This window comes from Acidimicrobiales bacterium, from assembly GCA_035546775.1.
GTDB lineage: Bacteria > Actinomycetota > Acidimicrobiia > Acidimicrobiales > JACCXE01 > JACCXE01.
The window spans coordinates 40,497-51,845 of record DASZWD010000057.1 but is presented as its reverse complement, the minus strand read 5'-3'; the positions used below and the strand labels follow the sequence as shown (position 1 = coordinate 51,845).

13 protein-coding genes and 2 tRNA genes are annotated in these 11,349 nt (G+C 68.4%); 5 read left to right on the top strand and 10 right to left on the bottom strand.

Annotated elements, in window-relative coordinates; all coding sequences use genetic code 11:
* Positions 1-127: 127 nt before the first annotated feature.
* The 6 genes from VHC63_14225 to VHC63_14200 all read right to left on the bottom strand — a co-directional run bounded on the left by VHC63_14225 (position 128) and on the right by VHC63_14200 (position 4,409).
* Positions 128-219, bottom strand: a tRNA-Ser gene (locus VHC63_14225).
* Positions 220-315: 96 nt separating this feature from the next.
* The gene (locus tag VHC63_14220) at positions 316-762 is read right to left on the bottom strand and encodes a CBS domain-containing protein (protein HVV37762.1); all 447 of its coding nucleotides are present in this window, start codon (positions 760-762) and stop codon (positions 316-318) included.
* Positions 763-1,058: 296 nt separating this feature from the next.
* The gene (locus VHC63_14215; protein ID HVV37761.1) at positions 1,059-2,135 is read right to left on the bottom strand and encodes a lysylphosphatidylglycerol synthase transmembrane domain-containing protein; all 1,077 of its coding nucleotides are present in this window, start codon (positions 2,133-2,135) and stop codon (positions 1,059-1,061) included.
* Positions 2,066-2,515 (bottom strand): universal stress protein, encoded by a 450-nt coding sequence (locus VHC63_14210; protein HVV37760.1) that lies wholly within the window; start codon positions 2,513-2,515, stop codon positions 2,066-2,068. Before VHC63_14210 ends, VHC63_14215 begins: the two co-directional genes overlap by 70 nt.
* A complete protein-coding gene (locus tag VHC63_14205) occupies positions 2,512-3,375 on the bottom strand; it encodes an ABC transporter permease (GenBank protein ID HVV37759.1) in 864 nt (287 codons plus the stop codon). The genes VHC63_14210 and VHC63_14205 overlap by 4 nt, the downstream gene beginning before the upstream one ends.
* 8 nt (positions 3,376-3,383) lie before the next feature.
* The gene (locus VHC63_14200) at positions 3,384-4,409 is read right to left on the bottom strand and encodes an ATP-binding cassette domain-containing protein (GenBank protein HVV37758.1); all 1,026 of its coding nucleotides are present in this window, start codon (positions 4,407-4,409) and stop codon (positions 3,384-3,386) included.
* Between the two features lie 207 nt (positions 4,410-4,616).
* On the opposite strand from VHC63_14200, the gene VHC63_14195 reads away from it, so the two are divergent.
* Genes VHC63_14195 through VHC63_14185 form a run of 3 tightly spaced genes read left to right on the top strand, consistent with a single transcriptional unit; the run spans position 4,617 to position 6,712 of the window.
* Positions 4,617-5,183: a hypothetical protein gene (locus VHC63_14195; GenBank protein HVV37757.1), complete on the top strand. Its 567-nt coding sequence runs from the start codon at positions 4,617-4,619 to the stop codon at positions 5,181-5,183.
* A gap of 53 nt (positions 5,184-5,236) precedes the next feature.
* Entirely contained in the window at positions 5,237-5,716 is a 480-nt protein-coding gene (locus VHC63_14190; protein HVV37756.1) for a hypothetical protein, read from the top strand.
* Between the two features lie 9 nt (positions 5,717-5,725).
* Positions 5,726-6,712, top strand: a complete 987-nt coding sequence (locus tag VHC63_14185; protein ID HVV37755.1) for a hypothetical protein — start codon at positions 5,726-5,728, stop codon at positions 6,710-6,712.
* 9 nt (positions 6,713-6,721) lie between these two features.
* Here the strand turns inward: VHC63_14185 and VHC63_14180 are convergent.
* The 4 genes from VHC63_14180 to VHC63_14165 all read right to left on the bottom strand — a co-directional run bounded on the left by VHC63_14180 (position 6,722) and on the right by VHC63_14165 (position 9,417).
* A tRNA-Ser gene (locus VHC63_14180) sits at positions 6,722-6,806 on the bottom strand.
* 71 nt (positions 6,807-6,877) lie between these two features.
* Complete coding sequence (gene pheA, locus VHC63_14175) at positions 6,878-7,825, bottom strand: prephenate dehydratase (protein ID HVV37754.1); 948 nt, start codon at positions 7,823-7,825, stop codon at positions 6,878-6,880.
* Positions 7,822-8,811, bottom strand: coding sequence for a hypothetical protein (locus VHC63_14170; protein HVV37753.1), 990 nt, complete (start codon positions 8,809-8,811; stop codon positions 7,822-7,824). The genes pheA and VHC63_14170 overlap by 4 nt, the downstream gene beginning before the upstream one ends.
* 12 nt (positions 8,812-8,823) lie before the next feature.
* On the bottom strand, positions 8,824-9,417 hold the full coding sequence (locus tag VHC63_14165) for a hypothetical protein (protein HVV37752.1): 594 nt from the start codon (positions 9,415-9,417) through the stop codon (positions 8,824-8,826).
* A gap of 43 nt (positions 9,418-9,460) precedes the next feature.
* On the opposite strand from VHC63_14165, the gene msrB reads away from it, so the two are divergent.
* Both msrB and VHC63_14155 read left to right on the top strand, forming a co-directional pair.
* Positions 9,461-9,880: a peptide-methionine (R)-S-oxide reductase MsrB gene (gene msrB, locus VHC63_14160; GenBank protein HVV37751.1), complete on the top strand. Its 420-nt coding sequence runs from the start codon at positions 9,461-9,463 to the stop codon at positions 9,878-9,880.
* Positions 9,881-9,996: 116 nt separating this feature from the next.
* Positions 9,997-11,343, top strand: coding sequence for a hypothetical protein (locus tag VHC63_14155; protein ID HVV37750.1), 1,347 nt, complete (start codon positions 9,997-9,999; stop codon positions 11,341-11,343).
* Positions 11,344-11,349 lie beyond the last annotated feature (6 nt).

The window sequence follows — 11,349 nt, the reverse complement described above, 5'->3', positions numbered from 1 at the left end:
CTCTGGCTGAGTATGGCGGGTTACCGACGAATCGGACTTCTGTGCCACGTCTTGGTCGCCAAACCGCGTCGTAGACGCGAAATGGCGGCCAGAACTCGGCATCAAACCTCGACCGAGCGAGTTGGTTTGGCGGAGAGGGAGGGATTTGAACCCTCGGACCCAGTTTCCCAGGTCAACTCATTAGCAGTGAGTCCGATTCGGCCGCTCTCGCACCTCTCCCGAAGACGCCGAGGTTAGTCGCCACACTCCCGAACTGCGGTCGTCAGTAGCGGTTCGGTCGTGATTCCCGAGCGGCCGAAAACGGGGATGCGCCGGTCAGGTGGTGGCGGGCACCGGGTTGTCGTGGTGGCTGAACAACACTTCGGCCGTGACGGGTCGGGCCAGGTCGGCAAGATCCGCGGACAGGTCGAGCAGCAGGTCGTCGATCGAGATCATCCCTTGGAACGCCGCGCCGCGGACCACTGCGAGGCGACGTACGGCATGGGTGCGGAACACGGCGAAGACGTCGTGCAGCTCGGAGTCCGCCGGCACGGTGACGACCGGCGACGACATCACCGCGTCGACGCGCGCGTCGTCGGGCAGGCCGCGCGCCAAGGCGCGGCGAACGAGATCGCGGTCAGTAACGATCCCAACCAAGTTCGCGCCGTCGATGACGGCGATGGAACCGACTCCGGCTTTGTCCATGAGAACCGCCGCTTCACGGATGGTTTGCTCCGGTCGGATGCCGACACTCGAGCGGCGCAGTGCGTCGATGGTTTGCATTGGCAGGTTTCCTTCAGGCTCGGGCGTGTTCGAAGTGTTGGACCGTGGCGTCCGAGCCGGGGAAGAACAACGACTCGTGACCCGTGTCGCCCCAACGGACGAGGAAGGGCGCGTGACCATCGGGTCCATGGACTTCGAGGACTTCGCAATCGCGTTCGGGCTCTCCGACACGGTGCCCTTGGATCACGATGCGATCGCCGACGCTTGCTTGCATGGTCTTTCTCCAATCGCTTGTGACGCCATCGTCGTGCGCGCGAACGCCGTCGGGGTAGGGGCAAAGGACCCTTGTCCGGTGATCACGGTCGCGCGGCGTTCGAGACAGGGCGGACGGACGCGTAAACGACGAGGCCGACCAGCATCGGGAGCCAGTGGCTTACGAGCCGCCAGGTGAGCACGACGGCCGCCGCCTCGCCAGCGGGCATGCCTTGTGTCGCAAGGGCGCCGATCATGGCGGTTTCGACCACACCGATGCCACCGGGCGTCAAAGGAAGCGCGGCGGCGAGTTGGCCGACGACGTAGGCGAGGGCGACGCCCGCGAGGGGCGCGCCTCGCGTCACGGCAAGGGCGAGCGCGGCGATGACTCCGAGGTCGCACGCCCAACTGGCGAGCGCGAGTCCGGCCGCACGCGCCATACCCCGCCCGTTGCTGGCGACGGCTTGGAGCGCGACGGCCGCGCGTTCGAGTCCGGCGGCGGCGTCCTCGACGTGCAACCACGCGCGTAACCGTTGCCCGCGCACCAACCCGTTCAGCCGCGCCGACAGGTAGTGGCCAAGGTCGGGGTCGCGGACGCCTAGCCAGCCGAGACCGGCAAGGACGCCGATCGCCAGGACGACGCCACCGAGGCCGAGCGCAGCCGCGCCGCCTCCGCCGGCGAGAACCGACGCCGCCGAAACGACCGGGAGCGCGACGACGAGGACCAGCGACGACAGGACCCCGCTAGCCAACAGCGCCGTCGCCGAGAGCGCCGGATCGAGGTGCTCACGGCGCAAGATCCCGACCGTCGGCGGCAGCGCCGCGACGGTGCCGCCCGGCAATACCTTGCCGAGCGCCGTGCCCGCCAGAACTGCGAGCACGAGCAGTCGCCGTGTGGGTGCGACTCCCTCCATACCGAACACCGCGCGTGCCAGTTCGGCGTACAGGGCGAGGCTGGCGGCCTCGAGCCCGACGAGAACGGGAACGAGCCACCACTGAAGACGGACAAGGCTGTCGAGCGCGTCACGCAGACCGGCGACGCGCGGCAACAGCAGATACACACCGAGGCCGAGAACGACGACCCTCAGGGCGGTGGTGTAATGGCGCCGTTTCAGTTCTTCGTGGTTTCGGGTTCTGGTGGACGCATCACGACAACCGGGCAGTGCGCGTGGTGCACACACGCGGTCGACACGGATCCGAGCAGCATGCCGGTGAAGCCGCCCCGGCCGCGGCTGCCGACAACGAGCAGCGCCGCGTCTCGGGATGCATCGATGAGCGCCTGCGCCGCCGAGCTGATCACGAGACGGCCCTCGACGGGCACGCCGGCGTCGCGAGCGATCGCCAGCTCGGTGTCGAGTACCGCCTGGCCTGCGTCGCGCAACTGGTCGAACGTGACGCCTGCGTAGGGGCTCGCAGCCGCGAATCCGAAGTCCACCGCGTGGACCAATAGACACGACAGCCCGCGCGCTTTGGCTTCGTCGAGGGCCCACGCCATGGCCCGGCGACCGTTGTCAGAGCCGTCGACTCCGACGACGATCGCTGTTTTCTCGTTGGCGGTCACGATGGCCGGCCGAACGCGCGCACCGACAGAGTGAGGAAGACCGCGGCGATGCCCGCGACGATGGCGAGTTCTGACGCAGTCCCGAGCGTGTGCCCGAACAACTCGACCCCAGTGGGGAATCGGGCGCGCGCGGCGGGCGGCAGGTTCTGGGCGGCGAACACGGTGCGGCGGAGGGGATCGACGGCGTAGGTGAGGGGATTGACCCGGGTGAGCACGCTGAGCCAGGCCGGCAGGCCGCTGAGCGGGAACATGGCGCCTGAGAGGAACAGCATGGGGAACAGCACCAGTTGCACGACGACGCCGAAGCTCTCCATGTGATCGATGCGGCTGGCGAGGAACACGCCGAAGGAAGTGAGGGCGACCGCCATCAGTAGGCAGAGCGCGACCACTTTCAGCACGAGCAGGACGGTGAGGTGGACGCCGATGGCGGGAGCGAGGGCGAGCATGACGGTGCCCTGGAGCGTGGCGACGGTCGCGCCGCCAGCAGCCTTGCCGACGACGAGGGCGGCGCGGCTTGCGGGGGCGACGAGCATCTCGCGCATGAACCCGAACTCCCTGTCCCACACGATGGACATGGCACCGAAGATGGCGGTACTGACGACGCTCATCGCGACGACGCCGGGGAACACGAACTTCTTGAAGTCGAAGCCGCCGGTGGTACCGACGAGTGGGCTGATCCCGTAGCCGAGAACGAACAGGAACAGGATCGGCTGGGTGAACCCGGTGAGGATGCGGATCCGGGTGCGGGCGAAGCGGAGCAACTCACGTTGCCAGACCATGGCGGCGGTCCGAAGTTCGTGGGGCAGGCCGGGCTCGCGCGACGCCAGTCGCTCCGAGGGGCGGGAGGGGACGGTCGTCATGGCCGCTCCTACCGGTGGTGCCCGAACCGCGCCCGCGCCATGCGGCCCATCGCATGGTTGTCGCCGGACTGCTCGCGGATGGCCCGACCGGTGAAGTGGAGGAACACGTCGTCGAGGGTGGGCCGGTGGACGTGCACCTGGCGTACTGGCACCGAGGCCGCGGCGAGGAGACCGACGACGGCGGACTCGCCGTCGTCGACGAAGGCGACGATGCCGTCCGGCGTCTGTCGCACGCGGTAACCGGCGGCGGCGAGGGCGCGTTGCGCCACGTTGTCGTCGCCCGTGACGATCGTGACGGTGTCGGCACCCACGAGAGCCTTCAGGTTGTCGGGCGTGTCGAGGGCGACGATCTGCCCGTGGTCGATGATGGCGATGCGGTCGGCGTACTCGGCCTCGTCCATGTAGTGGGTCGTGAGAAACACCGTGACGCCCTCTTCGTCGCGCAGGCGCAGCACGTCGGCCCACATGAGCGCCCGGGTTTGCGGGTCGAGACCAAGCGTCGGCTCGTCCAAGAACAGCACCCGCGGCGTGTGCAGCAGGGCGCGAGCGATCTCGAGGCGCCGCGCCATGCCACCCGAGAACGTCGACACAAGGTCGCGGCGGCGATCGGCCAGGTCGACCAGTTCCAGCACGCCGCGGATTCGTGAACTGACCTCGCTGCGGGGCACGTCGTAGAGGACGGCGTGGAAGCGCAGGTTCTCCTCGGCCGTCAGCTGATCGTCGAGTGTCTGCTCTTGGAATACCAGACCGATGCGTCGCCGCACCTGCTTCGCTTGCGTGGCCACGTCGAAACCGGCGACCGTGGCGGTCCCACTCGTCGGTCGCGCCAGCGTGCACAGCATGTTGATGGTGGTCGACTTCCCGGCGCCGTTTGGCCCGAGGAACGCGAACACCTGGCCGGGTTGGACCTCGAAGCTCACGTCCTTCACCGCCTCGAAGCCGTCGAATTGCTTCGTGAGGTTCGCCACCACGACGATCGGCGGGGACGGTGTGTCGGCGTCGGCCGCGTCGGCGCCCGTCGTTTCGACAACCACCGCCTCGCGCGTCGAACGGGACAACGTTCCTCCTCACACCGTGCAACCGTTTCTCAGGGTGGGCCACACCCCGAGTGACCGGTAGAGCCGTTGGTCATCGCCGGGAGGGGCGGTTACGACCGACACCGCGCCATACCAAATATCAACGAAATCCCAATTTTTCGTAATGGACTAATGGCCCTAGTCCCAAAGGACGATGGGCCATCCATGAACATGTCAAACCGCATGCGCGCCGCGACCGCGGCAATTGGGGCACTGGCCCTGGCGTGCGCTGCAGCCCTCGCTTCCCCCGCCTACGCGGCGACGAGCGGCGACACGACGACGACGTTCACTCTCACCGCCGGCAGCCTCGCGATTACTGCCCCGGCCAGTGCGAACCTCGGCTCTGTAGCGACGGGTTCAGCCTCCACGTCCGCCCAGCTCGGCGCCATCACCATCTCCGACGGGCGCGGGGCGCTCCTCGGTTCCTGGACCGGCAGCGTGAGCAGCACCGACTTCACGACCGGCGGCGCGACCGCGAACGAGACGATCAGCAAGTCCGTGATCGACTACTGGTCGGGCGCGGCGACGGCGTCGTCGGGTGTCGGCACCTTCACCCCGGGCCAGCTGCTGTCGGCCAACAAGGTGGCGCTCAGCGCGTCCCGCACCGCGTTCTCCGCCACTGTGGTCGTCGGTAACAACTCAGTCACGTGGAACCCGACACTCATCGTGAACGTGCCGGCCGCGGCCGTCGCCGGCGATTACACGGGAACCGTCACGCACTCGGTCGCCTGACCGGACGAACATGGGCGACGGTGATCCGCCGCTGTCATGCTCTTCACCTGACGATGCTGAGCGCGCTGGCCGCGCTCAGCATCGTCGGTTTCGCGCCACCGGCCCGCGCCACCTTGTCGATCAGCGTGCCGGCGAGCGCCAACCTCGGCTCGACCTCGGTCGGTAGCTCGACGCAGTCCGCGCAGTTAGGCACCGTCACCGGCAGCGGCAACCTGCTCACGCTGGCGTTCACCGCGACGGTGACCACGTCGGTGTTCACCACCGGTGGCGGCACCGCCAACGAGACGATCGGCAAGTCGCAGATCTACTACTGGTCGGGTTCGGCGACGAGCACGAGCGGCGTGCTGCTCACCAACGTCCCCGGCCAACTCAACGCCGGTCTCGCCGTCCCGCTCACTGCGGGCGCGGTCGCCTTCACCGCCAGCGGCGCGGTGGCGTTCAGCGTCAGTTGGAACCCGACCATCGTGGTGCACATCCCGGCCAACGCCGTCGCCGGCACATACTCGGGCACCATCACCCACTCGATCGCGTAGACAGTGTCGATGCGCCGCGTCGTGTTCGCGCTCCTCACGTTGTTAATGGCGGCGACGTGCATGCCTCGCGCCGAGGCGCAACAAGCGCAAGGCAGCATCGGCATCGCACTCGCCGAGGCGCCAACGAATCGCGCCAACGACCCGCGCGCCCGCGTGTACATCGTCGACCACGTCGCGCCCGGAACGACGATCAGCCGCAAGGTCCGCGTGTCGAACAACACCAACGAGACCGAGTCGATCGACACCTACGCAGCCTCGGCGTCGATCAAGGACGGCGAGTTCCGCTTCGGCGACGGGCACGCCCGCAACGAACTCACCACGTGGACGACCGTCGAGCCCTCGACCGACTCGTACGCGCCCGGTGAGACGAAGCTCGTCACCGTCACTATCGCGGTGCCGAAGGACGCCAGCGAGGGCGAGCGCTACGGCGTGGTGTGGGCGTCGGTGTCGTCGACGCCAACCGCCGGGCAGAGCATCACCAGCGTCAACCGCGTCGGCGTGCGCATCTATCTCTCGGTGGGCCCGGGTGGCGAACCACCGTCGAGCTTCCGGGTCACCGGGATCCAGGCGCGCCGGACCGACAAGGGCCAGCCCCAGGTCGTCGCCCGCGTCGAGAACACCGGCGGGCGCGCCCTCGACCTGTCGGGCTCATTGCGCCTGACGAACGGGCCGGGCGGGCTGTCGGCGGGTCCGTTCGACGTGAAGCTGGGCACGACCCTCGGCGTCGGCGAAACCGAACCTGTGCTCGTGACGCTGAACAAGGCGCTGCCCGCCGGCCCATGGCACGCGCGCCTCGATCTCGAGTCGGGTCTCGTGAAGGAACACGCGGCGGCGACGATCACGTTCCCGAAGTCGGGCAGCGGGCCGGTCGTGCATCCCGAAGGTCAGGCGAAGTCCGACATCTTGAGCGTGCTCGTGTTCGTCGCGCTCTTCGTCGGACTCCTGGCCCTCGTCTACGGCCGCAGACTCCGGCGATCCCGCGCCGCCGCCGCGTGACTGCTTGAGCGGAGGGGGCGGGATTCGAACCCGCGGAGGCTTGCACCTCAACGGTTTTCAAGACCGTCGCATTCGTCCGCTCTGCCACCCCTCCAACGCACTTCTGTGAAGGATCGCCCGTGCACTACACGGAGAAGCCTTCACAGAAGTGACGACGCGTGAAAGTTACCGCTCGATCTGGCCGCGCAGGCCCGTGACCCAGGCGTCGGCGGCGCGCCAGGACGCCTCGGCGTCGAGACGCATCGCCGGGCCGTGCTCCCCCGCCGCCGGATACGAGCCGAGGAACTTGAGGTCGGCGAGCGACGCCCGCAGGTCGCGGAGGCAGTCGAAGACGACCTCGTCGTCGAGGTGACCCTCGAAATCGATGATGAAGCAGTAGTTGCCCAGACCCGCCTTCGTCGGGCGGCTCTCGAGCTTCGTCAGGTTGATGTTGCGGGCCGAGAACTGCGACAGGATCGAATGCAGCGACCCCGGTGTGTCGGCGCGCTGGAAGCATACGATCGACGTCTTGTCGTGGCCCGTCGCGGCAGGGATCGCCTTCGGGCGCACGAGCACGAAGCGCGTCGAGTTGTCGGGATGGTCCTCGATGTCGCTAGCGGCGACGGTCAAGCCGTAGAGCGCGGCCGACAGCGCGGGGCCGACCGCCGCGTCGCGCACCGATGGGTCCGCCGCGTAGCGCTCGCCCACGATGCGCGCTCCGTCGGCGGTCGACGACGTGGCCACGAACTCGGCGTTGGGCAGGTGGGCGCTGAGCCACTCGCGACACTGGGCGTGGGCGACGGGCAGCGTGAGCACGCGTTCCACGTCGGCGACGGCGAGGCCCGGCGGCGTCAGCAGGTTCATGACGATGCGCTTGACGATCTCGCGCTGGATCAGCAGGTCGTGATTGAAGATGAGGGCGTCGAGCGTCTCGTTGACCGTGCCTTCGATGGCGTTCTCGATCGGGACGATGGCGGCGTCGACCCGGCCGTCCTCGACGGCGGCGAGCGTGTCGACCATCGACCCGAAAGCCACGTGCTCGGCTTCGGCGAGATCCGCTTCGCCCTGCAGGGCCTCCTCGGTAAAGGTGGCGCGCGGGCCGAGAAAACCGATGCGGCGCAGTTCGGTCGTCATGGGTGGATCGACAACTGGAGCGTCTTGGTGTTGTCCACGGTGGAAGTTTCGCCCGCGAGTGGGCCGATCGTCACGGTCAATACCGCATCGCCCGGCGACGCCCGCAGGCCGCGCACGCCGATCGCCTGCCGCTTGCCCGGGCTCAGGTCGACGTAGTTGGTCGCCACATCCGGCGGCCCGCCGTTCACCGACAGCGACGCCACCAGCTTCACGTGCTTCTCGGGCTGGTTGCCGATGTTGGCCACGACGACTTGCAGCTTGACGGTGCTCGTCTTGGGCAGCAGCAGCTTGTCGCCGTCCTGGCCAACCGCTTCGGGCGTGGTCTCCACGAGGATCGTCGAGACGTCGACGACCGGGTTGACCGACGAGTTGGCCTTCAAGATGTTGACGAACGCCGTCAACTCCGGCTCCTCCCATTGCGTGCCCTCGGGCACCCACGCCGACGGAGCGACGGCCGACGCCGTCCCCTTCTGCATCGACGTGGCCACCACGTCGGTGAAGGCGCGGTACGCCTGGTCGGCGGCGACGAGGTTCTTCCCCGCGGCGACGAGCCGGTCGACGACCGACGGCGGCGGCTGGTTGCTCAACGCGTCGACCATCGCCTTCGACGCCGCCGACGCGCCGAGCGCCCGCAGTTCGAGCGTCGCCACCAAAAGGCTGTGCGCCTCGCCGACCCCCGACGGCGGCTTGAGCTGCTGCGCCGACGCCAATGTCCGGCGGGCACCCGTCACGATCTGACTGAGGCGGCGGCGGATGCCGGGGCGACCGAGGTCAGCCGCGCTGTCGCGCAGCGACGCCAGGTCGTTGCCCTGGGCGGTCGAATCGGCGATCAGGGGCCGTACGTCGTCGAGGTAGGCGAGCTGGCGCAGCTTCTGGTCGCGCGTGCCGCCGGCGACGGCGTGGATCGCCAGCGCGAGCAGGCTCAACGCCGTCGCAATGACGAGCACGCGAGCGCGCCGCTGTCGCGGGGTCAATCGCCGGGCCATTGCTGGCGCAGGCTAAGCGAGAAGGTTGGTTTGCTCGGGTTCGGCCGTGGGTGCAGCCGCCTTCTTGACGGTCTTCTTGGCGGGCGATGCCTTCTTGGCCGCCACCGGCGCCTTCGTGGCCGGCGCCTTCGTGGCCGGCGCCTTCTTGGCGGCGGCCTTCTTCTTCGGAGCACCCGGTGCCGGCTCCGCTTCCTCCGGCGCGGCAGCGTTGCCGTTCGTGGCCGGACGCACCTTGTTCGTCGGCTTGATGCCGGCCGACGCCAGCACGTCGGCGTCCACCCCGATCTGGCGCCACGCCGAGTAGCTGATGCCGTGACGATCGCCGTAGCCGCGCGCGACGCGCACGAACGACTTCTCCAGCTCGGCCATTTCGGTACCGCCCGTCGTCAGGCGGAGGTACTCGGCGTGCAGGTCGATCCGCTCCTGGGTCAGGTGGAGCCGCCGGACCGGGTCGGCCGACAGCAACTCGGTGTCGATCTGATGCATGCGGAAGTGCAGCGACTCGGCGGTCTTGGCGGCGCTGCGGCCGGCGCGCACGGCGTCGAGGGCGGACAGGTAACGACGGACGACGCGCGCTCGATCGTGCGCGTTTGCTTCACCAACCATTGCCGGGAACTTACAGAAGTCAGACGGTGTTTACGCTGTGATCATGGACACACGCACTGAGGAAGACTGGAAGCGCGAGCTCAGCCCCGAGGCGTTTCACGTCCTGCGCGAAGCCGGCACCGAGCGCGCTTTCACGGGCAAGTACTGGGACGAATGGCGCGACGGCGAATACGTCTGCGCCGGCTGCGGCGCCAAGCTGTTCGACTCCGTGACCAAGTTCGACGCCGGCTGCGGCTGGCCGAGTTTCGACGCCACTGCCTCCCCCGACGCCGTGACGCTGATCGAAGATCGCTCATACGGCATGGTGCGCACCGAAGTGCGCTGTGCGAACTGCGGCGGCCACCTCGGCCACGTGTTCGACGACGGGCCGACCGAAACCGGCGACCGCTACTGCATGAACTCGGTGTCGATCCGCCTCGTTCCCGCAGAGGGTGCTTCGGACGAATCGGACGCCCGCGGCTGACCTTGAGCGTGGTCGTGGTACCAATTTGGGTGCGCTGGGTGTGACAGATGTCACGTGGGCGCGTGGAACCAAGTAAAAAGACGGCTGACTCACGGGGGTGCAGACGAATGGGCACGTTGCCCTTCAAGCGAACGGCCGTTGCGGCCTGCGGTATCGGCGTCGCGACGCTCGTCGGCGCGCTGACGTCTGCCGCGCCCGCCACCGCGGGTGAACCGGCGACGAACCAGACCGCAGGCACGGCGTCGGCCACCGCGACCTCCTACAAGGTCAACCCCACGACCGCCTCGCTGTCGATCGGCGTCTCGTTCGGCATTTCGCTCGCCGGCTACACCAACCAGGTCGCCCAAGCCGAGTCCCGCGGCATCGACCTCGGCATCATCGGCACCACCCTCTCGGCGCAGGGTTGCGACGGCGGCGACCCCACGCTCGCGGCCAGCAAGCAGCCCCAGCCGCTGCATTCCGATTCGCGCGACAGCAAGCCGGGCGTGCAGAGCCAGCCCGAGACGATCGACGGCCAGACCATTCCGGTCATCACCAAGCAAACCGAGGCGAACGGGTCGCCCTACGCCGAGTCGAACACCAGCACGGCGCCCGTCGCCGGCACCGGTGGGCTCGTGACGATCACCGGTGCCCACAGCCGGGCCGTGAGCGGCCTCAAGGACGGCTCGCGCGACGCCCTCGCCACCGTCGACCTCGGCAGCTTCGGCATTCCCGGCGTGCTCGAACTCTCCGGCCTGCACTGGTCGGCCGAGTCGAAGTCGGGCGCCGTCGACAGCAACACCGGCACGTTCGGCATCGGCGCGCTCAAGGTGCTGGGCAAGGCGCTGCCGGTCGGCGACCCGATCAAGGCGCTCGAAAACGCCAACGGCCTGCTGGCGCCCCTCGGCGTGCAGTTCATCATCCCGACCTCGCACGTCAGCGCCGGCATCCTCTTCGTCGACCCGCTGATGGTGCGCATCGTGCCGTCGACCACCCGTGACTCGATCACCGGTGGGATCCTCTCGGCGATCCAGCCGGCCCGTGAGTCGCTGTACGACGCGCTGCTCAAGGAGGACTGCGGCAACGCCACGTACATCACCGTGAGCGACATCGCCATCGGTTCGATCACCGGCGCCGGTTCGTTCTCGATCGAACTAGGCGGCGTCAACACCACGGCCCAGCCGCTGAAGACCACCAACTTCCTCGGCGGCGTGCCCTCGCTCGGCAGCAACGACACCTTTGACAGCGGCAGCCTCGGGGGCTTCACCACGTTCGACTCGAACAACACCCTCAGCGCGCTGCCCACGACACCGCCTTCGCAGGTGCTCAACGACAGCCGCGGTCGCGGCCCGTCGCTCGCAGCCACCGAGAAGGGATCCCGCGGCGGGAAGATGGCCCTGGTTGGCTTGCTGGGCCTGGTGGGGCTGCTCCTCTTCGCCGAACGCGACCGCCGCATGATGCGGCACGCGCAACGCATTTCCTAATAACGG